This window comes from Paenibacillus sp. Cedars, assembly GCF_003184205.1.
Taxonomy (GTDB): Bacteria; Bacillota; Bacilli; order Paenibacillales; family Paenibacillaceae; genus Paenibacillus_AQ; species Paenibacillus_AQ glucanolyticus.
Genome location: NZ_CP020866.1, coordinates 4,077,324 through 4,104,322, shown reverse-complemented (window position 1 = coordinate 4,104,322; position 26,999 = coordinate 4,077,324). Strand labels below are relative to the sequence as shown.

At 50.1% G+C, this 26,999-nt stretch carries 25 protein-coding genes; all 25 read left to right on the top strand.

The features are described 5' to 3' along the window. The first annotated feature begins 8 nt into the window (after positions 1-8). The 25 genes from B9D94_RS20725 (at position 9) to B9D94_RS20605 (ending at position 26,887) form a co-directional block, all read left to right on the top strand. On the top strand, positions 9-1,187 hold the full coding sequence (locus B9D94_RS20725) for an exonuclease SbcCD subunit D (RefSeq protein ID WP_148247885.1): 1,179 nt from the start codon (positions 9-11) through the stop codon (positions 1,185-1,187). Further along, a complete protein-coding gene (locus tag B9D94_RS20720; protein WP_148247883.1) occupies positions 1,188-4,637 on the top strand; it encodes an AAA family ATPase in 3,450 nt (1,149 codons plus the stop codon). A 282-nt stretch (positions 4,638-4,919) separates the two neighbouring features. Beyond that, complete coding sequence (locus B9D94_RS20715; RefSeq protein WP_006209019.1) at positions 4,920-5,279, top strand: histidine triad nucleotide-binding protein; 360 nt, start codon at positions 4,920-4,922, stop codon at positions 5,277-5,279. Between the two features lie 184 nt (positions 5,280-5,463). Then, positions 5,464-5,637 carry a 30S ribosomal protein S21 gene (gene rpsU / locus B9D94_RS20710; RefSeq protein WP_005547957.1) on the top strand — a complete coding sequence of 58 codons (174 nt, stop codon included), beginning with the start codon at positions 5,464-5,466 and terminating at the stop codon, positions 5,635-5,637. A gap of 17 nt (positions 5,638-5,654) precedes the next feature. Then, entirely contained in the window at positions 5,655-6,095 is a 441-nt protein-coding gene (locus B9D94_RS20705; RefSeq protein ID WP_006209020.1) for a GatB/YqeY domain-containing protein, read from the top strand. 268 nt (positions 6,096-6,363) lie between these two features. Then, on the top strand, positions 6,364-7,725 hold the full coding sequence (locus B9D94_RS20700) for an NfeD family protein (protein WP_148247881.1): 1,362 nt from the start codon (positions 6,364-6,366) through the stop codon (positions 7,723-7,725). Between the two features lie 96 nt (positions 7,726-7,821). Further along, positions 7,822-8,823 carry a flotillin-like protein FloA gene (floA, locus tag B9D94_RS20695; protein WP_148248831.1) on the top strand — a complete coding sequence of 334 codons (1,002 nt, stop codon included), beginning with the start codon at positions 7,822-7,824 and terminating at the stop codon, positions 8,821-8,823. Between the two features lie 19 nt (positions 8,824-8,842). After that, positions 8,843-9,433 (top strand): YqfB family membrane protein, encoded by a 591-nt coding sequence (locus B9D94_RS20690; RefSeq protein WP_063478944.1) that lies wholly within the window; start codon positions 8,843-8,845, stop codon positions 9,431-9,433. 129 nt (positions 9,434-9,562) lie between these two features. Next, positions 9,563-9,856 carry a sporulation protein YqfC gene (gene yqfC / locus B9D94_RS20685; protein WP_063478945.1) on the top strand — a complete coding sequence of 98 codons (294 nt, stop codon included), beginning with the start codon at positions 9,563-9,565 and terminating at the stop codon, positions 9,854-9,856. Next, positions 9,853-11,046, top strand: a complete 1,194-nt coding sequence (gene yqfD / locus B9D94_RS20680) for a sporulation protein YqfD (RefSeq protein WP_063478946.1) — start codon at positions 9,853-9,855, stop codon at positions 11,044-11,046. Before yqfC ends, yqfD begins: the two co-directional genes overlap by 4 nt. A gap of 6 nt (positions 11,047-11,052) precedes the next feature. Continuing rightward, positions 11,053-12,024: a PhoH family protein gene (locus tag B9D94_RS20675; RefSeq protein ID WP_006209026.1), complete on the top strand. Its 972-nt coding sequence runs from the start codon at positions 11,053-11,055 to the stop codon at positions 12,022-12,024. Positions 12,025-12,038: 14 nt separating this feature from the next. Continuing rightward, the gene (locus B9D94_RS20670; RefSeq protein ID WP_036644448.1) at positions 12,039-14,315 is read left to right on the top strand and encodes an HD family phosphohydrolase; all 2,277 of its coding nucleotides are present in this window, start codon (positions 12,039-12,041) and stop codon (positions 14,313-14,315) included. A gap of 24 nt (positions 14,316-14,339) precedes the next feature. Further along, positions 14,340-14,837 carry an rRNA maturation RNase YbeY gene (gene ybeY / locus B9D94_RS20665; protein WP_148247879.1) on the top strand — a complete coding sequence of 166 codons (498 nt, stop codon included), beginning with the start codon at positions 14,340-14,342 and terminating at the stop codon, positions 14,835-14,837. Beyond that, entirely contained in the window at positions 14,837-15,220 is a 384-nt protein-coding gene (locus B9D94_RS20660; RefSeq protein WP_148247878.1) for a diacylglycerol kinase family protein, read from the top strand. The genes ybeY and B9D94_RS20660 overlap by 1 nt, the downstream gene beginning before the upstream one ends. A 33-nt stretch (positions 15,221-15,253) precedes the next feature. Further along, the gene (gene cdd / locus B9D94_RS20655; RefSeq protein WP_006209030.1) at positions 15,254-15,667 is read left to right on the top strand and encodes a cytidine deaminase; all 414 of its coding nucleotides are present in this window, start codon (positions 15,254-15,256) and stop codon (positions 15,665-15,667) included. A 67-nt stretch (positions 15,668-15,734) separates the two neighbouring features. Then, positions 15,735-16,637, top strand: a complete 903-nt coding sequence (gene era, locus B9D94_RS20650; protein WP_036644442.1) for a GTPase Era — start codon at positions 15,735-15,737, stop codon at positions 16,635-16,637. Positions 16,638-16,775: 138 nt separating this feature from the next. Continuing rightward, positions 16,776-16,916: a YqzL family protein gene (locus tag B9D94_RS20645; RefSeq protein ID WP_006209031.1), complete on the top strand. Its 141-nt coding sequence runs from the start codon at positions 16,776-16,778 to the stop codon at positions 16,914-16,916. 36 nt (positions 16,917-16,952) lie between these two features. Then, complete coding sequence (recO, locus tag B9D94_RS20640; RefSeq protein ID WP_040680425.1) at positions 16,953-17,708, top strand: DNA repair protein RecO; 756 nt, start codon at positions 16,953-16,955, stop codon at positions 17,706-17,708. Between the two features lie 369 nt (positions 17,709-18,077). Continuing rightward, positions 18,078-18,965, top strand: coding sequence for a glycine--tRNA ligase subunit alpha (glyQ, locus tag B9D94_RS20635; protein ID WP_076152245.1), 888 nt, complete (start codon positions 18,078-18,080; stop codon positions 18,963-18,965). Continuing rightward, positions 18,958-21,033 (top strand): glycine--tRNA ligase subunit beta, encoded by a 2,076-nt coding sequence (gene glyS / locus B9D94_RS20630; protein ID WP_148247876.1) that lies wholly within the window; start codon positions 18,958-18,960, stop codon positions 21,031-21,033. The genes glyQ and glyS overlap by 8 nt, the downstream gene beginning before the upstream one ends. A gap of 233 nt (positions 21,034-21,266) precedes the next feature. Next, a complete protein-coding gene (locus B9D94_RS20625; protein ID WP_006209034.1) occupies positions 21,267-21,740 on the top strand; it encodes a YaiI/YqxD family protein in 474 nt (157 codons plus the stop codon). Between the two features lie 41 nt (positions 21,741-21,781). Continuing rightward, complete coding sequence (gene dnaG / locus B9D94_RS20620; RefSeq protein ID WP_006209035.1) at positions 21,782-23,599, top strand: DNA primase; 1,818 nt, start codon at positions 21,782-21,784, stop codon at positions 23,597-23,599. A 41-nt stretch (positions 23,600-23,640) separates the two neighbouring features. After that, positions 23,641-24,771 carry an RNA polymerase sigma factor RpoD gene (rpoD, locus tag B9D94_RS20615; RefSeq protein WP_006209036.1) on the top strand — a complete coding sequence of 377 codons (1,131 nt, stop codon included), beginning with the start codon at positions 23,641-23,643 and terminating at the stop codon, positions 24,769-24,771. 266 nt (positions 24,772-25,037) lie between these two features. Continuing rightward, positions 25,038-25,796 (top strand): tRNA (adenine(22)-N(1))-methyltransferase, encoded by a 759-nt coding sequence (locus B9D94_RS20610; protein WP_063478950.1) that lies wholly within the window; start codon positions 25,038-25,040, stop codon positions 25,794-25,796. Continuing rightward, positions 25,772-26,887, top strand: coding sequence for a Nif3-like dinuclear metal center hexameric protein (locus B9D94_RS20605; RefSeq protein ID WP_148247874.1), 1,116 nt, complete (start codon positions 25,772-25,774; stop codon positions 26,885-26,887). The genes B9D94_RS20610 and B9D94_RS20605 overlap by 25 nt, the downstream gene beginning before the upstream one ends. Positions 26,888-26,999: the final 112 nt, after the last annotated feature.

Below are 26,999 nucleotides of genomic sequence, written 5' to 3'. Positions count from 1 at the left end.
GATTTGCGATGCGTATTTTGCACACCGGAGACTGGCACTTGGGGCGAACGCTTGAAGGACGGAGCCGGCTGGCGGAGCAGGAGCACTTTCTGGATGAGGTGGTTGAGCTGGCTAAGGATCAGAAGGCAGACCTGATCCTTATGGCGGGAGATGTCTATGATTCCGTAAATCCACCTGCGGCAGCGGAGCAGCTGTTTTATGATGCGGCAGCCAGGCTGACAGAGGGAGGCCGCCCGATGGTGGTCATTGCCGGCAATCATGATCAGCCGGAGCGTGTGGCATCCATCACGCCGCTTGTTTCGACCAGGGGCATTACCCTCATTGGAACTCCTATCGCCAATGCCGTGACCGTTTCGGCGGCACGTACGGGAGAAACAGCCAAGATAGCCGCTCTTCCCTATCCCTCGGAGGCGCGGTTGAATGAACTGCTCTCGGTGGATGGGGACGAGGACCAGCTCCGCCGTGCTTATAGCGAAAGAGTAGGGAAACTGATGAGGATGATGGCACGGGAGTTTTCCCAGCAGACGGTTAACCTGGCTATGAGCCATATTTATGTTCTTGGCGGCGTTGAGAGCGATTCTGAACGACCGATACAGGTTGGCGGAGCTTATACGGTCGATCCGTCCGCACTCTCTGTCGGCGCAGCCTATACGGCGCTGGGTCATTTGCATCGCTCTCAGGCTGTGAAAGGGGAGGGGATCATCCGCTACAGCGGTTCACCGCTGGCTTACAGCTTCTCGGAAGCTGGGCAGGCCAAATCTGTGACGATGGTTGACGTGGCGCCAGGTGGAGTCCCCGTGATTGAGGAGCTGTTTCTAAGCAGCGGTCGTTCGCTAGTTCGCTGGAAGGCAAAGGGCGGCTTGGAGGAAGTTTATCAGTGGCTTGATGAGGGTCGTGATCCAGATGCCTTTATCGATCTGGAGGTATCCTTGACGGAGGCCATGGGGCTTGCGGACATCCAGCGCCTGCGCAAGAGCAGGGACGGGATTGTTCACATTCGCCCGGTATATCCGGAGATGGAGGCGCTGGAGCTGGAGAATGAGCGTTCCCGACTGCCGCTTCCAGATCTGTTCCGAAAGTTCTATCAGCGGCAAACCGGCGGGGCGGAGCCCGAGGACCATCTGGTTGATTTGTTCCTGGAGCTTGTAGAGGAAGAGGAACCCGACGGGACGGAGGTGAAAGCGTAGATGAAACCGATTCTGTTGAAGTTATCCGGTTTGCAGAGCTACCGCAGTACGCAGGAAATTGATTTTGAAACGTTGTGTGAAACCGGACTTTTCGGGATATTCGGTCCGACTGGAAGCGGGAAATCCACACTGCTAGATGCCATTACACTGGCTATGTACGGGAAAGTGGAGCGCGCGGTTAACGGCACCCAGGGAATCATGAACCATTCGGAGGACAGCTTGTCTGTCTCCTTTACGTTTGAGCTTTCTTCTGCTGCCGGGCTGGAGCGATACCGGGTAGAGCGGAGATTTAAACGAGTGAATGAGCTCTCCATCAGCAATACGATCAGCCGTTTTATCCAAGTTACACCCGAAGGGGAGCAAGTGATGGCGGATAAGCTGGCCGACGTCACCCGCTGCGTAGAAGAGAAAATCGGATTGAAGATGGACGATTTTACCCGTGCGGTCGTGCTCCCTCAAGGGAAATTCGCCGAATTCCTATCCCTGAAGGGCAGCGATCGCAGGCAGATGCTCCAGCGGCTGTTTCATTTGGAGAGGTACGGAGATCAGCTTGCCATGAAGCTCAGCCGCCGGGTGAAGGATACGGACGGTGCCCTGAAATCCATAGAAGCGGAGCAGCAAGGGCTGGGCAGCGCGGGCAAAGAGGCTTTGGCAGAAGCGAAAACAGCGCTGGAAGATGCTAAGAAACTCGCTGTATCCTCCCGCAGCCGTCTCCAGGCCACAATTGAGGCGCATGAAGCTCTGGGAAAAATTCGCGAGCTGGACATGGAGAAGCAACGGTTGTTGGGCAAGCTGGATGAATTGTCTGCTCAAGAGGAAGAGATTAAGCGGCTGGAGCACCGGCTGGAGCTGACGGGAGCAGCTGCCGCTGTCCTCCCTGCGCTTGAGACGTGGCGTGATACCGGCAAAACGTGGGAAACTCGGCTCAGGCATGCCGAGGGGCTCACCAAGCAGGCTGCAGCAGCTCAGCAGGCTGCTGAACAGGCGGGCACAGCAGATGAAGCTGCCCAGGCAGCGCTCATCGCAGAGGAGCCAAAGCTCGTGCTGCGTGAGCAGCAGCTCGAGCAAGCTGTCTTATTGCAGCAAGAGCGGGATGTTTTGTCCAACGAGTTGGCCCGGTTGGATGTACAGCGAGCGGATGCCCGCAAAGAATTCGAGACGGTGGGCGTGCAGCTCCAGAAGGAGCAGGAGCTGCTTGAACGAGGACGCAGACGGCGGGAGGAGCTGCAGGATAAGCTCAAAGGGCTTGAGACCCGCTCAGGTGAGCGTCAGGCGCTTCATGCGGCGATGCAGAAGGTTCAGGCACTGGAGGCAGCCCGTAAGCATAAGGAAAAGGCAGAACACGAACTGAAACAGCAGGAGATCAAACTCAAGGAGCAAGAGTTAAGGCTCAGTATGCTGCAGAAGCAGGAAGTGGAACTGCAGCAGCGATACATAAAGCTCTCGGCACATGCCGGCAATCTGCAGCGTTCTGCCGCTGAAGTTGCGGCGTTTGCCGACCGGACTGCAGTTGCGGCCAGCCAGGTAAACCAGGCGATGAATCAATTGCTTCGTGAAAAGCAGCTTCATGATTTGTCCATGTCGCTGGCTCTTGAGCTACAGGAGGGTAAGCCTTGTCCCGTATGCGGAAGCGAGCATCACCCTCTTCCTGCGGCAGCTTCGGAGCCGTCTGATACGACCTCTGACGAGAACCTGGATAGACTGTCACGGATTGCACATCAGATACAGGAAATCCGATTGACCCTGCGGGGGCAGCTTAACGAAGCGGAATCTCTGGTGAGTCATTTGAATGCCCAGACGGAGCCGTTCGCTGGAAGCGAACTCCTTCTCGAGGGCCCTCGTGAGGAGCAGGACGAAGCATGGGTGGAAGCTGCAGCCTCAGGAGTGCTTGTTGTTGAAACACCGTACGATGTGGAGAGGCTTGCTTCAGACACTGCATGGCTGGTGCAAAGAGCGGAAGCACAGGCAGCTGCCATTGGGCAGTGCCGCATGGAGGCGTCCAAGGCTCAGCAGAGCCTCCACGCCTGCCAACAGGAGCTCATGAAGCAGAATGCTGCGGCTGAGAATGGTCATATGACAGTGAACCAGCTGCGCGATCAGCTTGCAGGCTTGGAAGCCGAAACTGCCGACATTCAAAGTTTATGGCAGGAGGACAACCCGGCATTTCCTTTGGAAGAGACGGCTGATCGTTTTCAGCTCATGCAGCAAAAGGATGCGGAGTCCGAGTCCATTAGGGAAGGGCTTGAACGAAGCGTTCCCTTCATTGAGGAGAAGCAGCAGGCGGTCCTCCGCCTGGAGCAGAAGCTCCGTGAGCTGGAGAAGCTGCTGATTCAGTGGGATGCCCAGCGTGAGGGCAAAGCTGAAGTGTTGAAAGACAAGAAAGAGCGCCTTCAGGCATGGATTGGGGAACGATCCGCTGAAGAGCTGTTGAGTGAATGCCGATCCAGATTGAAGCTTCTGAAGGAATCCGCTGAGCAAGCCAGAGGCAAGCGCAGAAAGGCCGATGAGGCGGCGCAGCTTGCAGCCAAAGAAGCAGCTCTTGCAGAACAGGCTGCAAACGCCGCACAGGAGCTGTATCTTGCTGCCAAGCTTGCATGGGAGAAGCAACTGGAAGCCTCGCCGTTTGTTACGGAGGCAGCCGTTATGGAAGCCTGCTTATCCGAGAGCGAAACCGAACGATGTGCCCAGCTGGTGAAGGCGCATCGTGAGGGACAACGGGAATGGACGCTAAGGCTTCGGGACGTCGAGCAGAAGCTCGGCACCGATCCATTCCGTCAAGAGGAATGGGAACGAAGCTCTGCCGAGCTTCAGGCGGCTCGTACGGCCGATGAGGAGGCCGTACGGGCGAAAGCCAGAGCGGAGCGGGACCTGGAAGATTTGGAGAAGCGACATATCCGGTTTATGGAATTGGAAGAGCTGCGCCTTGGCCTTCAACGGGAAAGCGAGCGCTTGTCCAAACTGCAGTCCTGCTTGCGAGGCAATGCATTCGTGGAATACATTGCGGAGGAGCAGCTGATGCAGGTGAGCCAGTCTGCTTCCCAGCGTCTTCGCTTTTTGACCAAGCAGCGCTACTCGCTTGAGGTGGATTCCGGGGGAGGCTTTGTCATTCGGGATGACGCCAACGGCGGCGTAAGGCGGCCGGTATCCACTCTATCCGGCGGTGAGACATTCTTAACCTCGCTGGCCTTGGCTTTGGCGCTTTCAGCGCAGATTCAGCTTCGGGGGCAGTATCCGCTCCAGTTCTTCTTCCTTGATGAAGGCTTTGGCACCCTGGATCCGGAACTGCTGGAGACGGTTATCACCGCTCTGGAGCGGCTTCATAATGATAAGCTTACCGTCGGCATCATCAGCCACGTGCCAGAGCTTCGGGCGCGTTTGCCACGGAAGCTGGTCGTGCGGCCTGCGGAGCAGGCTGGAGAAGGATCGCAGCTTGCGATCGAATCGCTGTAGCAGCTAGAGCAGTCGATGTGATATATATCACGGAAACAGCAACAAGGCACTGTTATAGTACAGTTAAGCCGACATATACAAGAAGCACCGGGCAGGCGCTTGATCATGGGGGATTCCTAACTTTTCCCTTGCTCTCATGATGAAGCGCCTCCTTACTGGACAGCTGCGTTCCAGGGGTGCTTCTCTTTTTTTTGCCTGCTGCTGATAAAGTCATTTATTGGACGCATGGTCCATTTTCTTATATGATAAAAGCGTGAGAACGTATGAAAGGGGTAACCGTGCATGGATTGTCTTTTTTGTAAAATTGTAGAGGGTGAGCTTCCTTCGACGAAAGTACTCGAGAATGATAAGGTGCTTGTATTTCAAAATATTAACCCGGAAGCACCTGTTCATGTATTGATCATTCCCAAGAAGCATATCGCATCCATGAACGATATTCAGGATGAGGATTCGCAGCTGATTGGTGAGATGCACCAAGCAGCAAAAGAAGCTGCGGCCAAGCTTGGCATTGCAGAGAGCGGTTATCGGCTGATTAACAACTGCGGACCTGATGGAGAACAATCGGTGTTCCATGTACATTATCATCTGATGGGCGGCCGTCGTTTAGGTGCATTGACAGGCATTTCACCCGCTCATACATAGCATCTGGAATAAAGAGAACGATATCAACCTCCCAGTGTTTGACCTCTGTGGGGTTGTTCCAATTGTTGAGACTATTGTAAATTAGGCGCCCAAGGTTGACACCCTATTTCGGTTTGCCCTATAATGAAGTTTGATGAACCGTGTTAATGCTCTTGGACGGTCTGGTCGGAGGGAGGGAAAACTGGTGTCTGAAACTAAAGTTCGCAAAAACGAGACAATTGATGCTGCACTTCGTCGCTTCAAGCGTTCCATTGCTAAAGATGGCGTATTGGCTGAAGTGAAGAAACGCAAGCATTATGAAAAGCCAAGCGTAAAGCGCAAGAAAAAGTCCGAGGCTGCTCGTAAGAGAAAGTTTTAGGAGGATCTGAAAAAAGCATGAATCTTAGCGAACGATTGAACGAAGATATGAAGCAAGCGATGAAGAGTAAGGACAAGTTCAAACTCTCAACGATTCGAATGGTTCGTTCGACGATAAAAAATCTTGAAATAGATTTGAAACGAAGTTTGGATGACAACGAAGTGCTTGATATTTTTAGTCGTGAAATCAAACAGCGCAAAGATGCCCTCCAAGAATTTGAAAAAGCGGGACGCGACGATCTTGCCGCCGATGCAAAAGCAGAAATTGAGCTCCTTAGCGCCTACCTCCCGGAACAGCTTACTGAAGAAGAAATTAAAGTCATTGTACAGCAGACCATCCAGGAAACCGGTGCTTCTTCAAAAGCCGAGATGGGTAAAGTGATGAGCGCTCTCATGCCAAAAGTTAAAGGGCGTGCAGACGGAAAGCTTGTTAATCAAGTAGTTCAACAATTTCTGTAACAACATAAGTGAAACACCCCTTGTTTTTCAAGGGGTGTTTTTTCTTACTCTGTGGCTAAACCGCTTACTTTGTTAGAAATGCTATTTACTTAATCGATGGTTTTTTCCAACGATGGGCATACTTTTTGAAACGAAATCGTTTCTGATTCGTAATAACTACCATATGAGGGCAAGTAAATACATATGCTTATGCTTAAGGCAGGTCGCTGAACTCATTTTGTTGAATTAGGGGATGGATGGCTTAATAATTCGAAAAGGAGGGAGAAAGATGAACGGACAGATCTGGATGCGAAGGTTCCTGACTTTGACGGCAGCCGCGGTTATGATACTGATATCCATTGGGATGTATTTTGGTCCGACAAAGCCTGCAGTGGCGGCTAACGTCGGGTCGGTCTATGTCATTCCGGTTAAACAGCAGATCGAGCGCGGTTTAACCAGTTTCATGGAACGCGGGTTTAAGGAAGCCGAACAAATGTCGGCCGGGCTCATTGTTCTGGAGATTGATACGCCTGGCGGACTGGTCGATCAGGCTGGGAAAATCGCCACCTTGATGAAGGACAGCAATATTCCTATTGTAGCCTACATTACAGGCGATGCTGCATCGGCTGGCAGCTATATCGCGCTGAACGCAGATAAGATTGCTATGTCGGATGGCAGCATGATAGGTGCAGCCTATATGGTCGATGCCAGAGGAAACCGGATTGAAGATGCCAAGCTGGTTTCCTGGTGGAAGAGCAAGATGGCTGGTGCTGCTGAAGCAAGCGGGCGAAACAAGAATATCGCCATGGGCATGGCTGACATTAATCTGAAGGTTGATATGCCTGAGATCGGATTGACAAAACAACCCGGTGATATTATATCATTGACGCCAGATGAAGCACTCAAGACGGGTTATGCAGATACGCTTGCAAACAGCACCGAAGAGGTTATCGCGTGGATGGATTATTCCACTCAGGATGTATTCCGGATGGAGCCGACTTTCTCGGAGAAGCTGGCTACCTTCCTAACACACCCTGGGGTAATGACAATGCTGTTATTCATCGGTATCGCAGGTGTTATCATCGAAGTCATTGTACCGGGCTTCGGCGTACCTGGAATTCTCGGCGTGGCCTCATTTGTACTGTATTTCTTCGGTAATCAGGTAGCCGGTTTTGCCGGGTGGGAGACCTGGCTGCTGTTTATTATCGGCATTGTGATGCTGGCCTTGGAACTGTTTGTGCCAAGCTTCGGCATACTGGGCATTATTGGATCAGCCAGTTTGATCGCCGGTGTCGTGCTGGCGGCCTACAGCACATCGCATGTTGCATTGTCCCTTGGTATTGCCGCCGCCTCGGCTCTTGTAGCTGTAATCGTTGTCGCTCTCGTATTCAAGGAACGCGGGATATGGCGGAAGTTCATACTTAGTGACAGCTTATCGAGGGAGCAGGGATATGTTCCGAATGAAGACCGGGATGTATTAATCGGTCTCATTGGAACTTCAATTACGCCGCTCCGTCCAGCTGGAACGATGGAACTCGAGGGAAGACGTCTGGATGTGGTCACGCTGGGAGGATTCATTGATTCCGGTCGCCCGGTCCGAGTGATCAAGACAGACGGTACTAGAATTGTGGTAGAGGAAGAAAAAGGGTGAACCTCGTCACGTAATTGTGTAGTATGAAAAGGGCAAGTGTTTTAATCGGTTCCAGGATATGATGAAAATATTTTTCAAATGGAGGGTGAAGTAAATATGGACGGTTCTTTGATACCTATTCTTTTGATCGTGGTTGTCGCGATCATCGTACTTAGTGTGTTTTTCAGTTTCTTCCCGTTAATGCTTTGGATCTCGGCGATTGCTTCCGGCGTTCGCGTAGGGATTATAACATTGGTGGCTATGCGCCTGCGGCGTGTAACGCCAAGCCGAATTGTGAATCCGCTGATTAAAGCAACAAAAGCAGGTCTTGGTTTAAATATCAATCAGCTGGAAAGTCACTATTTGGCAGGCGGTAATGTAGACAGGGTTGTAAATGCCCTGATTGCAGCTCAACGTGCCAATATTCCACTTGAATTTGAACGTGCAGCCGCAATTGATCTTGCGGGACGCGATGTTCTGCAGGCTGTTCAGATGAGTGTTAACCCGCGTGTCATTGAGACGCCAATCGTTGCCGCTGTTGCAAAAGACGGGATTGAAGTCAAAGTTAAAGCCCGTGTAACCGTGCGTGCCAACATTGACCGTTTGGTCGGGGGCGCCGGGGAAGAAACGATCATCGCTCGTGTAGGTGAAGGTATCGTTACAACCGTCGGTTCGAGTAACTCTCATAAAGATGTTTTGGAAAATCCGGATCTGATCTCCAGAACGGTACTGTCCAAGGGCTTGGATGCCGGTACCGCATTTGAAATCCTGTCCATCGATATCGCGGATGTGGATGTAGGCAAGAACATCGGTGCTTATTTGCAGACCGAACAGGCGGAAGCCGACAAGCGTATTGCCCAAGCGAAGGCGGAAGAACGACGCGCGATGGCAGTTGCGCAGGAACAAGAGATGAAGGCTCGCGTCGTAGAGATGAGAGCGCGCGTTGTGGAATCGGAATCCCAAGTTCCGCTGGCCATGGCTGAAGCCCTTCGCAGCGGTCAACTCGGCGTCATGGATTACATGAACCTGAAAAACATCGAAGCCGACACGCAAATGAGGGGATCCTTCGGCAAGATGGGCGAGAACAATGATAATCCGGGAGACAACAAAAACAAGTAAATGATGAGGTGGGCCTATAGTGAGCTGGTTAATTGAAAATTTTTACATTGTAGCTGTTATAGGCTTCTTCATCATCTCTGCCCTCGGAAGGCGCGGCAAGAACCCTGAGGAGGGGAAAACCACCCGTATGCCAACATTCGGTGGCGAGGGAGAACGTCCTGCAAGACCGGGACAGCAGAGGCAGCAGGATCCGCAGCAGCGGCCTGAAACAAGGCGGGTACAGACATCTCCGGAAGTCTCCCGTCCAGCACCTGCTCATGAAACCTCCCGTTTTGACAGGATCGATGAAGAAGAACCGGGGACCGGGAACGGATACTCTCTTGAACATCAAGAGATTGATCGAATGAGACGTGACCAGGAGATGAATCGTCAATCCGATAGCATGGATCATAGGATGCGCATGATGCAATCGGATCTGGACCGGATACATTCCGAGTTGAACAGGATGACCACCGCACTACCGGAAACCGTTGTCGAAATTCGAGACGAAGATCGTGAACAGTCTGACGGCAGTCGATCGAATTTTGCAGAACAGGCACGAAATGGTATTGTATGGTCAGAAATATTAGGAACCCCGCGTGCCAAACGCCCGATGAATCCTCGTCGATAAGTAGATTAATAGAAGTGGGAGACCGCCTCGTCAAGATTTTTTTGACGGGGCGGTCTTTTTACTTTTGATCTCATAAAACAGCTACTTGGGGCATAAGGTGTACAGTACAGGAAGGGGGAAAGTCTCCATATGTCCCGCATCAGCCGCAAGCTGCAGAAATGGACCCAAGAAATGCTTGATTTGCCACAGGACCTGTTATTTGATTTGCCGCGGTTGACCCTGATTGGCAATAAAGAGCTGCATATCGAGAACCATCGCGGAGTCCGGCATTTTTCAGAGGAACGACTTGTGTTGTCTTTGACGCAGGGTTCTTTGGAGATTTCAGGGTCCGGTCTTGCGATTCAGGCAATCCAGAGTAATGAAGTGACCATCATTGGAACCATTCATAATATCCAATACATAGGAACGGGGGAGAAACCGTGAAGATTCCGACAATGATTAACCTTCGAGGATATTTGACGCTTGCTGTTCGCGGTGAGCATGTGGAAGCATTCATCAATTCGTTGGCGGAGGCGGGGATTCCCGTTTGGGACGTTACACCGACAGGGGCGCATTCAGCGGAGCTTAAACTGCTGCTGAAGGATTTTAGAGGGCTCCGTCCGCTGTTAAAACGGACAGGCTGCCGCACGCGCATCAAGGAGCGCTGCGGTTACCCCTTTAAGGCTCGGCGTCTGTTGAAACGCAAAGCGTTTGTGTTTGGCATTGTTTTGTTTTTTACCATATTGCTGACCCTTTCCTCGATGATATGGAATGTTGAGGTAGAGGGGAATGAGACCATTGCTTCGGAAGATGTGCTGGATGCAGCCAAGCAGGAAGGGATTTATCCTTTTCAATGGATTTTTAAGCTGGAATCGTTGGACAAGCTGTCCGGGAATATGACGGCCCGCCTTCCGGGAACCTCATGGGTGGGAGTGGAACGTAACGGGACACGCATACGTATACAGATTGTAGAAGCTGCCGTGCCGGAGAAGCCGCCTCTTCAGAGCCCAAGGCATCTTATCAGTACACAGGATGCTGTCATTACCCACATATATGCTGAGAAGGGGGTCCCCAAAGTAGGGATCAACTCCCGGGTGAAGAAGGGGGACGTCCTGATTTCCGGTGTCCTCGGGGATGAGGAGAACTCGGAGAGAGTGGTGGCCAATGGAGAAGTGAGGGGGCTTGTATGGCATGAGTACAACATTGAGGTCCCCTTGGTTAAGACGCATAAGGTCTATACGGGCGAAGGGAAAAAACGATCTTATATCGTATTTGGAGATCGGGCCGTCCAGCTGTGGGGTTATGGCGAAATTCCATTTTCGCAACAGGAAACGTTGACCTATTATGATCCCCTCACATGGAGAACGCGCGTGCTTCCGCTGGGCTGGATGACAGAAAAAATTATGGAGGTCACGGAGGTTCAGCATACCATCACGGAGGAAGAAGCGAAAAAAGAGGGTATCGAGGGGGCACAGCGGGATATTTTAGCGAAATACGGAGCGAAATCAAGGTTCGTAAGCCAAAAAATTTTGCATGATAAGAAAGAGAATGGTAAAGTTTATATGAAAGTGCTTTTTGAGGTGGAAGAGACCATCGCGAAAGAACTTCCCATAGTATACAATCAAGGAGAATGAGGCTATTTGTCACAGCAAACGACCAGCATTCAAATTTTACTGCAAAGCGCGTCAGAAGGTCTGTCTTTGTTCGGACCACAAGATACGTTTCTTAAATTAATTGAAAAAGAAATTCCCGCAACCATCGATTCACGGGAAGCGGTCATCACGATTCGGGGAGAACACCGAAATGTGGAGAGTCTCCAGCAGCTGTTTGAAGTGCTGCTTCAGCTTGTCCGGAACGGTTACATGCTGACTGAACGCGATATTCTGTATGCTGTAGAACTCGCTAAGGAATTGAGGGCGGACCAACTGCTTGATCTATACAAGGGCGAGATCACGACAACTTTCAAGGGTAAGCCTATTCGAGTAAAAACCATCGGTCAGAAGCACTATGTGACCACGATTAAGAAACGGGATGTCGTATTTGGCATCGGCCCTGCGGGAACCGGGAAAACCTATCTGGCGGTCGTGCTGGCCGTTGCAGCGATTAAGGAAGGCTCCGTGAAACGGATTATTCTGACAAGGCCTGCAGTCGAGGCAGGAGAGAGCCTGGGCTTTCTGCCAGGAGATCTGCAGGAGAAGGTGGATCCTTATCTCAGACCCCTGTACGATGCGTTATATGATGTGATGGGTCCGGATCAAACCGCCAAGGCACTTGAGCGGGGATTGATTGAAATTGCGCCGCTTGCCTACATGCGCGGACGGACGCTGGACGATTCATTTATTATTTTGGATGAAGCGCAGAACACAACGCCGGAGCAGATGAAGATGTTTCTGACACGGCTCGGATTTGGCTCGAAGATGGTCATTACGGGGGACGTGACCCAGATTGACCTGCCGCGTGGCAAGAAATCAGGACTTATCGAAGCTAAAAGGATTTTGAGCGATATTGAGGAAGTCGGATTTGTTTACTTTGCTGAACAGGATGTTGTACGGCACTCTTTAGTTCAAAAAATCATCGTCGCTTATGATAAAGCAGCAGAAAACCAAGATTAAAGGGGATTGTCGCAATGGCCTCCAAAGAACCATCGACGGACAAGTCCATATGGGGTAAAAACAGCGGATGGAAATATAGCGTGGCAACACGCTATATTCTGTTTTTGCTGCTTGCGTTGCTCTTTTATATCAGTCTAGCATCGAAGCTTTTGCCGGAGCGGTATGACATTCAGGTCAATACGAAGAGTGAGAAGAACATCGTGTCGCCTGTACAAATAGAGGACAGCAAGGCTACATTGAAGGCACAAGAGGCTGCCGCAGAGAGCGTCCAGCCCATATACCCTCTTGTTCCTTTGCGAAATGACGTGCTGGTTACCCAAATTCTTGATCGCATTGAGCGCCTGAATCAAGATGTGGATATCAGCTCATCAGAAAAAGTCGGGATTTATCGCAATGAAATTCCGAGAATGGCAAAAGAGTTCGTGCAAAATTTTGTTTCGGCCAACAGCACAAATGAAGCTTATTCCAAAGAGCTGCTCGACGAGATGCAGCGTGTGATCGAGGAACAAACCTACCGCATCCCTGAGGAGACTTTTATTAAGCTGCCAAGGTTGAATTCTGAAGACATTATCGAGATGAAATCCGTTGCCCGGGAGATCGTATCCCGGCTGATGCTGAACGAAATCTTTGATGCGCAGACAGCACGCGCAAGGGTTGCGGAGATGGTAAGTACAAGTCGGTTAGATGACCGGACTTCAAGAGAAGTTGTTCAGGAGCTGTCGCGTCTAGCGATCACGCCTAACAAATTTCTTGACGAGGTAGCAACGAAGGAAGCAAGGGTTGAGAAACGCGAGAATACCCCGCCTGTATTCATTAAACAAGGGGATATCCTCGTGGCCAAGGGTCAGCTCATCACACCGGAACTTTATGAGCTGCTTGGCAAGAATGGATTGCTTAAGGATGAAGTGAATTACTGGCCGGAGCTGGGTGTTTTGCTGCTGTCCGCTCTGCTATCGCTTGGCATACTGATGTTCATCCGACAATCGGATCCCGGCAAATTCAAATACAACAATTCGCAGCTGTTAATGCTGCTTCTCGTGTACGTGATCACCTTGATCACCATGCATTTGACCGCTTTCCTGCAAAGTGATTCCCAGATCTATGTAGGATATCTTGCGCCCGTTGCGATCGGCGCGATTCTGGTAACCTTGCTGCTGGAAACCTCGCTTGCCTATTTCAGTGTCATTATCTTCAGTATCATGGCGAGTGTGATATTGAATGTGCGAGGGGAACTGTTTGACTTCCAATTCGGTTTATTCGCAGCCGTAACTTCATGTGTAGCGATCTTCTCTATCCACCGTGCGAGCCAGCGGTCAACGATGCTGAAGGGCGGTATTATGGCTTCTCTCTTCGGAGCGCTGATCGTGTTTATCATGTTGTTAATCAATAACGATACCTGGACCACGACAGAAACGCTGTATTCAATAGGCTTTGCTATTGCGGGCGGGCTGTTGACAGCTATCCTCGTCATCGGGCTTATGCCGTTCTTCGAAGTCACCTTCGGCATCCTGTCGGCATTAAAGCTCGTAGAATTGTCGAATCCGAATCATCCGCTGCTGCGCAAATTGCTGACAGAGACACCAGGCACTTACCATCACAGCGTAATGGTCGGCAATTTGTCGGAAGCTGCAGCGGAAGCGATTGGCGCCAATGGTCTCCTCTGCCGTGTCGGTTCCTACTATCATGATATCGGGAAGACCAAGCGACCGATCTATTTTATCGAGAACCAGAACAATATGGAGAACCCGCATGATTCCATTGAGCCGAAGCTGAGCAAATCCATTATCGTTGCTCATGCAAGGGATGGCGTGGAAATGTTGAAGGAGTACAAGCTGCCCAAGCCGATACGAGATATCGCAGAGCAGCATCATGGAACGACATTTTTACATTATTTTTATCATAAAGCGGTTCGTCAGGCTGAAGAGCAGGGCATTGAACCGGATTTCACGGAAGATGATTTCAGATATCATGGGCCGAAGGCTCAGTCCAAGGAGTCTGCCATCGTCGGTATTGCCGACAGCGTGGAGGCAGCCGTTCGCTCGCTGCGCAAACCGACGGTGGAGCAGGTTGAATCGATGATCGAGAAGATCATCAAGGGCCGCTTGGACGACCATCAGTTTAATGATTGTGATTTAACGATGAAGGAACTGGATATTATCGCCAAGACATTGAAGGAAACGGTGATGGGAATTTTCCATTCCCGGATCGAATATCCGGAAGATGTGAAGCGGCCTAAACCGCCGGCACCATCAACGGATGAAACTGCTTCAGGGACAACGGCAACCAGTTAGGAACAAGAGAAGGAGCGTTTAAGAATGAGCCTGCAGCTGGCATGGAATAATGAACAAGAGGAATTTCACATTGGCGAGGAGTTTATCGCTGTGCTTGAAGCGATCCTTCAGAAGGCAGGAGAGGCCGAGGGAGTAACGGATGGAGAGGTGGATCTGACCTTTGTTGATGATGGACAGATTCATGAATTGAACCGGGAATATCGGGGAATTGACCGCCCAACCGATGTGCTGTCCTTTGCCATGAATGAGATTACAAACGACGAGCTCGAAATCATTTATGAGCTTGACGAAGGTGAGGAACTGGAGAGTGTCCCGGATGTTCTGGGTGACGTTATCATCTCGGTCCAGCGTGCAAAGCTGCAAAGCGAAGAATACGGTCACTCTCTTGAACGGGAGCTGGGTTTTCTGTTCGTTCACGGATTTCTGCATTTGCTCGGGTATGATCATCAGGATGAAGCGAGCGAAGCCGTAATGATGGGCAAACAGGAGGCTGTGCTTGCCGAAGTAGGATTGACAAGATAGTGAAACCGCACAGACAATCGTTATATAAGGCATTTGGTTGTGCCTTACGGGGCATCGTCACGGCTGTGAAAACGGAACGCAATATGAAAATACACATGGCTGCTGCCTTGATCGTACTCATCGCAGCAGCTTTGCTGCACTTGGACCGGATGAGCTGGTTATTTCTGATATTGGCCATCGGCATTGTATTCATTGCAGAACTGATAAATACCGCAATCGAGGCCGTAGTCGATTTAATCTCGCCACAAAAACATGTTTTAGCCCGATTGGCTAAGGATACCGCAGCCGGTGCAGCGTTAGTTGCAGCGGCGTTTGCCGTCATGGTCGGTTTACTGGTGTTCTATCAACCGGTTTGGGAATGGATACAATCAATGACAAATTGATATCAACAAGTTGATCTATAGGAGGAACTATACATGGATGCAGGATTATTAATGCAGGAAGCAATCAAGGCACGCACGCGGGCTTACATACCCTACTCGAAGTTTGGTGTGGGCGCAGCTCTTCTGGATGCGCATGGAGAGGTACACCATGGCTGCAACGTGGAGAACGCTGCCTATGGTCCCACCAATTGTGCAGAGCGTACGGCATTATTCCGGGCGATTGCGGATGGTCATGAAGCAGGGAGCTTCCAGGCAATTGCCATTGTTGCTGATACAGAAGGCCCCTGCTCACCTTGCGGTGTATGCCGCCAAGTATTGGTGGAGTTGTGCAAGCCGGATATGAAAGTGATTATGGGGAATCTGAAAGGCGATATACAGGAGACCACCGTCAGTGAGCTGCTGCCGGGAGCATTTGGCCCCTGGGATCTGAACAAAGAGCAAGCTTGAGTGAATTAGTGGAATTAATTAAAAAGAATACAACAAGTTGATACAGGAACAGTAGCGGAGGAATGTTATGCAGAAAAAACAATTTAAATCCGGATTCGTGGCTATTATCGGAAGACCGAACGTAGGCAAATCGACCCTGATGAATCAAGTGATTGGTCAGAAGATTGCGATTATGTCGGACAAGCCGCAAACGACGAGAAACAAAATTCATGGAGTGTACACAACCAATGATTCACAGGTAGTCTTTCTGGATACGCCGGGTATTCACAAGCGCCAATCCAAGCTTGGGGATTATATGAATCAGACTGCATTGGGCACATTAGGCGAGGTTGAAGCAGCTCTGTTTCTTGTTGATGCTTCTGAAGGAATCGGCGGAGGGGATCGTTACATTGCGGAGCAGCTGCAAAAGCTCAAGACTCCGATTATCCTGGTGATGAACAAAATCGATAAAATCGAGCCGACTGCCCTGCTGCCCCTTATTGAGCAGTATCGCAAGCTCCATGATTTTGCCGAGATCGTTCCGATTTCTGCGAAACTCGGCAGCAATGTGAATACGCTGCTTGATCAGATTCAGAAATACCTGCCGCCAGGCCCGCAGTATTATCCGGAGGATCAGGTAACGGACCATCCGGAGCAGTTTGTGTGCGCAGAGCTGATCCGCGAAAAGATTTTGCATATGACCCGGGAAGAGGTGCCCCACTCCATCGCTGTTACCATTGAAGATATGCGGGTGGAGGAGAACGGAACTGTGTACATTTCAGCCGTTATTTTTGTGGAGCGTGATTCGCAGAAGGGCATTATCATCGGAAAGCAGGGCGCTTTGCTCAAGGAAGTAGGCAGACAAGCCCGTCAGGATATTCAAAGACTGCTCGGATCCAAGATTTTCTTGGAACTCTGGGTTAAAGTTAAAAAAGATTGGCGCAATCAAGATCGTGTCCTTCGTGATCTCGGATTTCACCGTGGGGAGTAATCCATCCGGTGTCCAAATCTAACGGGAAAACATACGCAGTGCCGCCTGCCAACAATTGCATTTCATAAAACGGCTCCAGACGCACATCCTAATTTCCGTAGATGCGAAACGTCATTTCCGAAGAGAGGATGAATACGAATGCGAGATTTTTCGTGGAAGTATTTTGCGATGACAGGAGATGTCGATGCATATTTGCTGTATAAGGAAGCCGAAAGTGAATCGGTTCTTGCAGCAGCATCCGTTGAAGAAGAGGCGGCCCCGCATGAAGAAGACGAGTAATCATTGGTTGCTCCAGGAATGGTTGGGGGAAAACGCATGCTATATCGGGCGGAAGGGATTGTCATCCGCAGCATGGACTACGGCGAAGGGAACAAAATCATTACACTTTGCACCAAAGAATCGGGCAAGGTAGGTGTGCTGGTCAGAGGAGCAAAAAAGGTGAAAAGCCGGCATGCTGCTCTGACACAGTTGTTTACCTATGGAGAGTATGTTTTCTTCCGTAATGGTACAGGGCTCGGCAATTTGAATGCTGGTGAAATTATGGAGTCTCATCATAGGCTCCGCGAAGATCTTGTCAAAGCTGCCTATGCTTCTTATGCCTGCGAGCTCTTGGATCGGGTGCTGCAGGATGAGGAGACAGGCGCTTTTTGGTTTCATCAGCTGAAGGCTTGTATGGAAGCTCTTCAAGAGGATAAGGATCCCCAAATTATCATAAATCTCTATGAGATGAAAATCCTTCAGGCCGCAGGCTATGGGCCGGAGCTGGATGTGTGCATATCATGCAATCAGACTAGAAAAGATGAAGATATGCTGGTGAGCCCTCGCCTTGGCGGAGTGCTGTGCCGATACTGCAAGCATTTGGATCCGCCGGCGATGTCCGTTACACCGAGAACCCTGAAGCTGCTGCGTCTGTTCGGAAGGTTGGACCTGCGACGGCTTGGCAATGTGGATGTCAAGGATGAGACCAAGACCGAGCTCAAAACGGTCATGCGAGCCTTAATGGATATGCAGCTCGGACTGCGTCTGAAATCGCAAAACTTTTTGGACCAGATGGACAAGTACAACATTTGACGTAAGGTATAGAATGAGGTATGATATTTATCAGTTTATTAGTTTTTTGAATACTGACATGCATTGAACGGGAAAGTAGTGAATTATCGATCCGTTGTATTTAGCGAGCCGGGGATGGTGAGAGCCTGGTGGGAGAGATTCATGAAGAGGCACCCGGGAGCATGATGAACCGATAAAGTGGGTTTTGCTTATTGGCTGGTTTGAAGCATGACAGCGAATGAGCAGTGCCAAGTAGGGTGGAACCGCGGGAAGCTACAGCTCTCGTCCCTATGTCTGTACAACAGGCGTAGGGCGAGAGCTTTTTGTTGTACAGAGAATTGTTATCGTAATGGAATGTATTTGAAAAAGAAAGCAAAGGAGCTAAAAATCATGAATTTCCAGCAGATGATTTTGACGCTGCAGCAGTTTTGGGCAGAGCAGAATTGTATCATCGTGCAGCCGTACGACACGGAGAAAGGTGCCGGTACGATGAACCCGATGACCTATTTGCGTTCGATCGGACCCGAGCCGTGGAATGTGGCGTATGTAGAGCCTTCCCGCCGCCCTGCTGACGGCCGCTACGGAGAGAACCCGAACCGTCTATACCAGCATCACCAATTTCAGGTCATTCTCAAACCTTCGCCGGATAATATCCAGGAGCTGTATCTGGAGAGTTTGAAGCGTCTTGGAATCAATCCCCTTGATCACGACATCCGTTTTGTTGAAGATAACTGGGAAGCACCAACTCTGGGCGCATGGGGTCTTGGCTGGGAAGTATGGCTTGATGGTATGGAAATTACCCAGTTTACGTACTTCCAGCAGGTTGGCGGCATTGACGCAAATCCGGTAGCTGTTGAGATTACTTACGGTATGGAGCGCCTTGCATCCTACATCCAGGACAAAGAGAACGTGTTCGATCTGGAATGGGTAAACGGCATCACATACGGGGACGTATTCCATCAACCGGAGTTTGAGCATTCGAAATACACGTTCGAAGTATCGGACGTCAAAATGCTGTTCACGTTGTTTAACATGTATGAAGAAGAAGCCAACAAAGCCATGAATCAGAATCTGGTGTTCCCGGCTTACGACTATGTGCTGAAGTGCTCCCATACCTTTAACCTGCTCGATGCCAGAGGCGCGATCAGTGTAACGGAGAGAACGGGATACATCATGCGCGTGCGCAACCTGGCTCGTATGGTGGCAGCTACGTATTTGGAGGAGCGCGAGAAGCTGGGCTTCCCGCTGATTAAGAAAGGGGGCGCAGACCATGTCTAAGGATTTATTGTTTGAAATCGGACTGGAAGAAGTCCCGGCACGATTTCTGCGCGCTGCGATGGAACAGCTTCAGGACAGAATGGTCAGATGGCTGGATGCTTCCAGGATCGGGCATGGAGATGTAACGGCGTATGCTACACCGCGTCGCTTGGCGGTATGGGTGCAGAATGTTGCAGATAAGCAGGAGGACGTTAGCGAGGAAGTCAAAGGGCCTTCCCGCAAAATCGCGCTGGATGAGAGCGGTCAATGGAGTAAGGCGGCTCTCGGTTTTGCAAGAAGCCAGGGCGTTACCCCTGAGAGCTTCACCTTTAAGGAGCTTGGCGGAGTGGAGTATATCTACGTTACGAAGAATAGTGTCGGCGTTGATACGAAGTCTATTTTGTCCGAAGGTCTTCATGGCATTTTGACCTCGATGACGTTCCCGAAGAATATGCGCTGGGGAGCGCACGAATTTAAATTTGTCCGTCCGATTAAGTGGATGGTGGCTATGCTGGGCAGCGAAACGGTTGATCTGGAAATAACGGGCGTGAAATCTGGCAATGTGACTCGCGGACATCGTTTCCTTGGCAGCGAAGCAGTTATTCCGGAAGCGTCCGCTTACCGCGAAGTGCTCCGCGAACAGCATGTCATTGTTGACGTGAATGAACGCCAGGAGATGATTGTGTCGCAAATTCAGGCGCTGGCCCAGGAAAAAGACTGGAATATCGCCATTAAGGACGATCTGCTGGAAGAGGTGTTGTTCCTGGTTGAAACCCCGACCGTGCTGTATGGAACTTTCGACTCCTCGTTCCTGCATATTCCGCAGGACGTGTTAATTACTTCAATGCGTGAGCACCAGCGTTATTTCCCGGTTCTGGATAAGCAGGGACAATTGCTGCCATTCTTCGTAACCGTACGCAGCGGAGACAGCCGTTCGCTGGATGTCATTGCAAGAGGTAACGAGAAGGTACTGCGTGCCCGTCTGTCGGATGCGAAATTCTTCTATGAGGAAGATCAGAAACTTCAGATCAAAGACGCCTTATCAAAGCTTGAAAGCATTGTATTCCATGAAGAGCTGGGCACCATTGGCGATAAAGTTCGCAGAATCCGCCGAATTTCCGATCAACTGTCAACGAAACTCAGCATTTCCGCGGATGCAGCCGATTCCGTGAGTCGTGCAGCCGATATTTGTAAATTCGACCTGGTCACCCAGATGGTGTATGAGTTCCCTGAGCTGCAGGGCGTGATGGGTGAAGATTACGCGCGAAAAGCCGGTGAGAAAGAAGAGGTGGCAAAAGCGGTATTTGAGCATTACCAGCCTCGTTTTGCCGGCGATTCGGTACCATCTACTCAGGTAGGGTCCATCGTCAGTATCGCTGACAAAATCGATACGATTGTGGGCTGCTTCTCCATCGGTATTATTCCGACGGGCTCCCAGGATCCATACGCGCTGCGCCGGCAGGCAGCAGGAATTGTACAGATCATTCTGGAGCACAAACTTCCGATTACGTTATCGGATGTGTTCGGCATTGCGCTGGAGATTCATGAGAATATTCGTGCACTGAAGCGTTCGACAGACGAAATTTCTAAGGACCTTCAGGAGTTCTTCGGGCTTCGCGTAAAGAAACTTCTGTCCGAGGATCAGCGTTACGATGTGGTGGATGCAGTCATTACAGCCGGATTTGATCATGTGGTATCCGTTGTTTCAAGAGGCCATGCGCTGATGAATGCAGTGGAGGGCGTGCAGGATTTCAAAACAACGGTAGAATCCTTCAACCGGGTCAGCAATTTGGCTGCCAAGGCCGGCAAGGCTGCAGTCAATCCGGAACTGTTCACCGAAACGGAAGAAGCTACCCTGTATGAAGCCTGGAACGTTGTCCGCGAAGATTACAAAGCAGCGCTCGAAGCTGCCGACGGGGAACGTTCATTGTCCTTGCTGAGTGGACTAAAAGAACCGATTACCGGATTCTTTGATTCCGTTATGGTTATGGCTGAGGACGAAGCTGTACGTGCCAATCGTCTTGCGCTTCTGTCCGGAATTGATGGCGATTTGAAGCAGTATGCTGATTTTACAAAATTGGTGTGGTAGATAGTGACAGTATGATTTTGCAAATGGTATAATGTATTGTTCAGTGAAAGCGACAGCCCGTGGTTAAGCGCGGGATGCCGCTTTCGCTGTGCATAAGAGTCCATCGGCAGGGATCAAGCAAGTAGGGATCATTGTTTATTATCAGAAGCAGGATTTTAATCTGCCAAAGACGTATATAATAATATACAGCATAAGGATTATTCCAAGATTAAAGATAGAGCCGGTGAATGTGAATGAACGATAGCATCTGCATTACGATCGTGGTTGACGGTGATGCGTGTCCAGTCAAGAAGGAAATCGCAGAGACTGCTCGTACGTTCCATGTGCCTGTACTGCTTGTTTCTTCCTACGATCATCTGTTACAAGCTGAAGAGGGTGTTACGACGATCCAGGTGGATCGGAGCGATCAAAGTGCCGACCTCTACATTGCCAACCACATATCCAGGGGGGATATCGTGGTGACGCAGGATTATGGACTGGCTGCACTGGCGCTTGCCAAATCATGCCATGTGATTTCCTTTCGCGGGCGTATTTTCGATAATACGGATATCGATTTCATGCTGGATACCCGTCATCATCAGGCTAAGGCAAGAAAGCAAGGCAGGTATGGCAAAGGGCCCAAGAAGCTGCTTGAGGAAGACCGGAGGTTTTTTCAACATAAACTGACAAAACTTTTGCATGAATTGCAGGAGAATGTCCACCCGTAGCGAATACTATTTACGTGCCAAAAGAGATGAAGGTGGTTTGGATGAGTACCGGACAAGGCAATATTCCGGATGATGTCATTGAGGAAGTTCTGGCCAAGAGCGATATCGTGGACACGGTCAGCAAATACGTGCATCTTACCAAACAGGGGAAATACCTGAAGGGCTTGTGCCCGTTTCATTCAGAGAAGACTCCTTCCTTTACGGTTACACCGGAACGCCAAATCTTTTACTGCTATGGCTGCGGTAAGGGCGGAAACGCCATTAAATTCAGAATGGAAATCGAAGGATTTTCTTTTCCCGAAGCCGTCAAGACAATGGCAGAAGAGAATGATATCTCGTTACCGGAAGGTCAAGGGGTTCCCGTAATTCCTCGTAATCCGGAAAAAGAACGTTTGATTGAAGCTAATGAGCTCAGTGCCAAGCTGTACCATTTCCTGTTAAAGAATACGGAGCACGGTACAGAAGCCATGAAGTATTTACGTTCCCGTGGAATGAACGACAAAGTGATTGACCAGTTTCAGATCGGTTATGCTCCAGATCGTTGGGACACACTGGTCCAGTTCCTAAGCAAGCGATCCTTTGACTTGAAAGAGATGGAGAAGGGCGGGTTATTATCCGCAAGACATGAACAAGAGGGCTATCTCGACCGTTTTCGCGGACGAATCATGTTTCCGATACATGACCGCAACGGCAAAGTGATTGCATTCGCTGGCAGAATACTGGGGGACGGTCAACCGAAGTATCTAAATTCTCCGGAGACACTTCTATTTAATAAGAGCCGCATATTGTACAACCTGCACCAGGCGAAAACATCCATACGCAAATCGCGTCAAATTCTGTTATTTGAAGGTTACGGTGATGTAATATCGTCATGGGAAGCAGGACTGCAGAGCGGCGTGGCAACGATGGGGACCTCTCTAACGGAAAACCAAGTAGCTATCATGAAATCGATGGCTGATGAAGTTGTTGTTATCTACGATGGCGACAAGGCTGGTATGGCCGCTGCGTTGAAAGTCATTCCAATGCTGGAAGGCGTTGGTCTCAGAGTGCGAATCGCATTGGTCAACGAAGGAATGGACCCGGATGATTATATCCGGAAGTTCGGAGCCGAGCGTTTCAGGCATGTGGTAGAAACGGCCGTTTCAACAACAAAATTTAAACTTATATATCTGAAGAAAAACCATATACTGCTAGAAGAAGATGGTAAGATTGCGTATGCCAAAGAAGCATTGCCTATTATCGCAGTACTGAATTCCTCAACCGAACGGGAAGTTTACTTGAGGGAATTGTCCTCTGAGCTGCATCTTTCCTACGAGAGTCTGAAGCAGGATTGCAATCTGCTTCGGCAGTCTATGCAAAAAAAGATGGAGAATGGGGATAATAAGGAAAAAAGGTGGAATAATGGTAGGCATAAAAAAGGGCGCCAGTCCGCCCCGACACTTCTGCCTGCTTACCATGCTGCAGAGCGGCGGCTGCTGTCGCTGATGCTGCAGGATGCAGAGGCAGCGCGATACGTAGGCGATCGCCTGGGAGAAGCGTTTAATATCGAAGATCATGCGGCAATCGCTGCTTATCTATATGCTTTTTACGCACAAGGCAAATCTCCGGATATCAGCCGTTTCATGTCATCGCTCCAGGATGACCGTTTGGAAATGACCGTCAGCTCCATCATGATGATGGAAGCACCAGCCGAGTGGAATGTCCAAGTGCTGGATGATTGCATACGCGAGGTACTGAAATTCCCGCAGCAGAGAGAGATCGACCAGAAAAAAGAAGAAATGATAAAAGCGGAGCGCTCAGGTGATTTTATGAGAGCCGCACAAATTGCAAGTGAGATTATCGCCCTAGAAAGACAATGAAGACCGCACATTGCTGTTTCTAGGGAGGAGGGAGTCGAAAGATGGCGAATGATCAGCATACTGAACTAGAAACGGAATTTACGCTGGATCAAGTCAAGGATCAGTTGATTGAACAGGGTAAAAAGAGATCCGTATTGAGCTATAAAGATATTATGGAGAAATTATCGCCTTTCGACCAGGACACGGAGCAAATGGAAGAGTTTTATGAACAGCTTGCCGACCTTGGAATCGATGTGGTAAATGAGAATGACGATGAGGGAACTCATCGGCAATCGGAAGACTCCGAATCCCGCGAGAATGAGGATTTTGGGTTTGACGATGATCTCTCATTGCCACCGGGGATCAAGATTAACGATCCTGTTCGTATGTACCTTAAGGAGATTGGTCGGGTTCCGCTGTTGTCTGCTGATGATGAGATTGAACTTGCGAACCGGATTGAGCAAGGGGACGAGGAAGCGAAGCGCCGTCTTGCCGAGGCCAACCTTCGTCTCGTTGTAAGTATCGCCAAGCGTTACGTCGGGCGTGGCATGCTGTTCCTGGATTTGATCCAGGAGGGCAACATGGGCTTGATTAAAGCCGTGGAGAAGTTCGACTATAAAAAAGGGTTTAAATTCAGTACGTATGCCACCTGGTGGATTCGTCAAGCCATTACGCGTGCGATTGCAGACCAGGCTCGTACCATTCGCATTCCTGTTCATATGGTGGAAACCATCAACAAACTGATTCGTGTATCCAGACAACTTCTGCAAGAGCTTGGACGTGAGCCTTCGCCGGAGGAAATTGCTGCAGAGATGGAACTCAGTGTTGAGAAAGTCCGGGAAATCATGAAGATTGCCCAGGAGCCGGTTTCGCTTGAGACGCCAATCGGGGAAGAGGATGATTCCCATCTGGGCGATTTCATCGAGGACCAGGAAGCACTTGCGCCTGCCGACGCAGCGGCATATGAGCTGCTTAAGGAACAACTCGAGGATGTGCTTGATACACTGACCGAGCGCGAGGAGAATGTACTCCGTCTTCGCTTTGGTCTTGATGACGGCCGCACCAGAACGCTTGAAGAGGTTGGTAAAGTGTTCGGTGTTACACGCGAGCGAATCCGGCAGATCGAGGCCAAGGCGCTTCGTAAACTTCGTCACCCAAGCCGCAGCAAGCGCTTGAAGGATTTTCTCGAATAGCTTAATCCACGGACCTTCTGCAGTAACAGCAGCAGGTCCTTTTTTTCGAAGTTCAGCAGCGCGGCGCAACGATTTCTTGGTTTTGGTATTTATTCCTGTATTTGTTTTATTGGTCTTTATTTTAGCTCTTTTCCAAACCCATTGCAAATGACACGGCACCGAATTATTTCGCTCATTTTGCCGGTTTGCAGTTTGGCATCGTGTCTGTTAGGGTAATGAATAGATTGTGATTCGGATGAAAATATGGAATGGTAAGGTGTGTCATTGTGAAATTATCAAAGAGATTATCGCAAATATTGGAGCAGATCCCACGCGGCAGCAGGCTTGCAGATATCGGTTCCGATCATGCATTGCTTCCTGTGGCTGCTGTGGAAAGCGGAGCCGCGATCAAAGCGATCGCGGGTGAAGTGAATCCGGGACCTTACGACGCTGCCGTAAAGCAGGTTATGGAATCAGGAATGACCGAGGTGATCAGTGTACGGAGAGGAGACGGCTTGGATGTACTCTCAGCAGGTGAGGCTGATGTCATTACAATCGCGGGCATGGGCGGCAGCTTGATTGCCGCTATTTTGGACCGCGGCGAGGACAAGCTGGCCGGCGTGAACAGGCTGATCCTGCAGCCGAATGTCGGAGAGGACATTTTACGTAAATGGCTGTACTCCCACGCTTGGGTGCTGATTGAGGAGTTCATTCTGGAGGAAGACGGCAAAATCTATGAGGTACTGGTTGCGGAGCCTGCAGAATTGACGAATCTGACGAATGAGCAGGTGTATTCGGAAAGAACGATCGCTATTGGCGTTGAGTTGAATTTGGACTGGCTGCTGCGTATGGGACCTTGGCTGACGAAGACTCCGAATCCCGTATTTCACGATAAGTGGAAAGCCGAGATAGAGAAGATGAACTACATACTTCAATCGCTTTCGCGTTCGGATCAGGACTCGGCAGTCGGCAAGGCTAACGAGATTCGATCGGATATTGAATTTATTCAGGAGGTGCTGGCATGCTTGCCAAAGGACAAACGGTAATTCAATACATGGAGCAATTAGCCCCGAAGCATGTAGCCGAACCCGATGATCGGATCGGGCTGCAGCTCGGAACATTGCAGAAGGATATTCGGACGGTGCTCGTAGCACTGGATGTCAATGATGAAGTCGTGGATGAGGCTATCGAACTTGGTGCCGATCTCATTATCGCGCACCATGCTATAATATATCGTCCATTGAAACAGCTGCAGACGGACACGCCGATGGGCAAAGTATACGAAAAGCTGATTAAGCATGATATTGCCGTGTATGTGAGTCATACAAATCTCGACGTGACCGAAGGCGGCATGAATGATTGGATGGCTGAAGCATTGGGCATAGAGAACACGTCACCCATCCATGACATGCATAACGAGCAGTTGTCGAAGCTGGTGGTATTTGTACCGAAGAGCCATCATCAGGAGGTATTGGATGCCGTTCTGGGTGCAGGTGCAGGCTGGATCGGAAATTACAGCCACTGCAGCTTCAATATCGAGGGTTTTGGTACTTATGTGCCAAGAGAAGGCAGCAGTCCGTTTCAGGGCAAGGAAGGTCAGATGGAGCGGGCTAACGAGGTTCGAATTGAGACGATTGTTCCTCATACGATCCGGAACAAGGTCGTTGCGGCGATGCTTAGAGCGCATCCTTACGAAGAGGTGGCCTATGACTTGTATTCCATGGATCTGAAGGGAAGATCCCTCGGCCTTGGCCGGGTTGGCAAGCTGAAGGAGCCCCAGACGCTGGCTGAACTGGTGGAAGTAGTGAAGGAGAAGCTGGATGTCCCTCACGTTCGTGTCGTAGGGGAACTCGACCGCACCATACGGAAGGCGGCGGTCATCGGAGGTTCCGGAGGGCGTTATATGATGAAAGCTCTGTTCCGCGGCGCGGATGTGCTGGTTACAGGCGATGTGGATTATCATACGGCGCAGGATGCACTGGCTGCGGGACTTACCATTATTGATCCTGGACATAATGCCGAGAAAATAATGAAGGTTAAGGTTGCCGAATGGATGGAGCAGAAGCTGCAGGAGCATAAGTATGACACTCGGGTTGTGGCTTCCCGTATTAATACAGAGCCGTTTCGGTTTATGTAGGTAAATGTTGTTATGTACAGGTTAGTGCTTGGAAGTTAATACTCGCTTGCGAAGCTGCTGTAAAAGTTTGCAGGGTTGTGTATGGCTGCAAATCAAGATATAATATATAATG

Bases quoted from the DNA above. Each gene is read 5' to 3' on its own strand.
- B9D94_RS20725 (WP_148247885.1), top strand. From the start codon at position 9: ATGCGTATTTTGCACACCGGAGACTGGCACTTGGGGCGAACGCTTGAA.
- B9D94_RS20720 (WP_148247883.1), top strand. From the start codon at position 1,188: ATGAAACCGATTCTGTTGAAGTTATCCGGTTTGCAGAGCTACCGCAGT.
- B9D94_RS20715 (WP_006209019.1), top strand. From the start codon at position 4,920: ATGGATTGTCTTTTTTGTAAAATTGTAGAGGGTGAGCTTCCTTCGACG.
- B9D94_RS20705 (WP_006209020.1), top strand. From the start codon at position 5,655: ATGAATCTTAGCGAACGATTGAACGAAGATATGAAGCAAGCGATGAAG.
- B9D94_RS20700 (WP_148247881.1), top strand. From the start codon at position 6,364: ATGAACGGACAGATCTGGATGCGAAGGTTCCTGACTTTGACGGCAGCC.
- floA (WP_148248831.1), top strand. From the start codon at position 7,822: ATGGACGGTTCTTTGATACCTATTCTTTTGATCGTGGTTGTCGCGATC.
- yqfC (WP_063478945.1), top strand. From the start codon at position 9,563: ATGTCCCGCATCAGCCGCAAGCTGCAGAAATGGACCCAAGAAATGCTT.
- B9D94_RS20670 (WP_036644448.1), top strand. From the start codon at position 12,039: ATGGCCTCCAAAGAACCATCGACGGACAAGTCCATATGGGGTAAAAAC.
- ybeY (WP_148247879.1), top strand. From the start codon at position 14,340: ATGAGCCTGCAGCTGGCATGGAATAATGAACAAGAGGAATTTCACATT.
- cdd (WP_006209030.1), top strand. From the start codon at position 15,254: ATGGATGCAGGATTATTAATGCAGGAAGCAATCAAGGCACGCACGCGG.
- era (WP_036644442.1), top strand. From the start codon at position 15,735: ATGCAGAAAAAACAATTTAAATCCGGATTCGTGGCTATTATCGGAAGA.
- B9D94_RS20645 (WP_006209031.1), top strand. From the start codon at position 16,776: ATGCGAGATTTTTCGTGGAAGTATTTTGCGATGACAGGAGATGTCGAT.
- recO (WP_040680425.1), top strand. From the start codon at position 16,953: ATGCTATATCGGGCGGAAGGGATTGTCATCCGCAGCATGGACTACGGC.
- glyQ (WP_076152245.1), top strand. From the start codon at position 18,078: ATGAATTTCCAGCAGATGATTTTGACGCTGCAGCAGTTTTGGGCAGAG.
- glyS (WP_148247876.1), top strand. From the start codon at position 18,958: ATGTCTAAGGATTTATTGTTTGAAATCGGACTGGAAGAAGTCCCGGCA.
- B9D94_RS20625 (WP_006209034.1), top strand. From the start codon at position 21,267: ATGAACGATAGCATCTGCATTACGATCGTGGTTGACGGTGATGCGTGT.
- dnaG (WP_006209035.1), top strand. From the start codon at position 21,782: ATGAGTACCGGACAAGGCAATATTCCGGATGATGTCATTGAGGAAGTT.
- rpoD (WP_006209036.1), top strand. From the start codon at position 23,641: ATGGCGAATGATCAGCATACTGAACTAGAAACGGAATTTACGCTGGAT.
- B9D94_RS20605 (WP_148247874.1), top strand. From the start codon at position 25,772: ATGCTTGCCAAAGGACAAACGGTAATTCAATACATGGAGCAATTAGCC.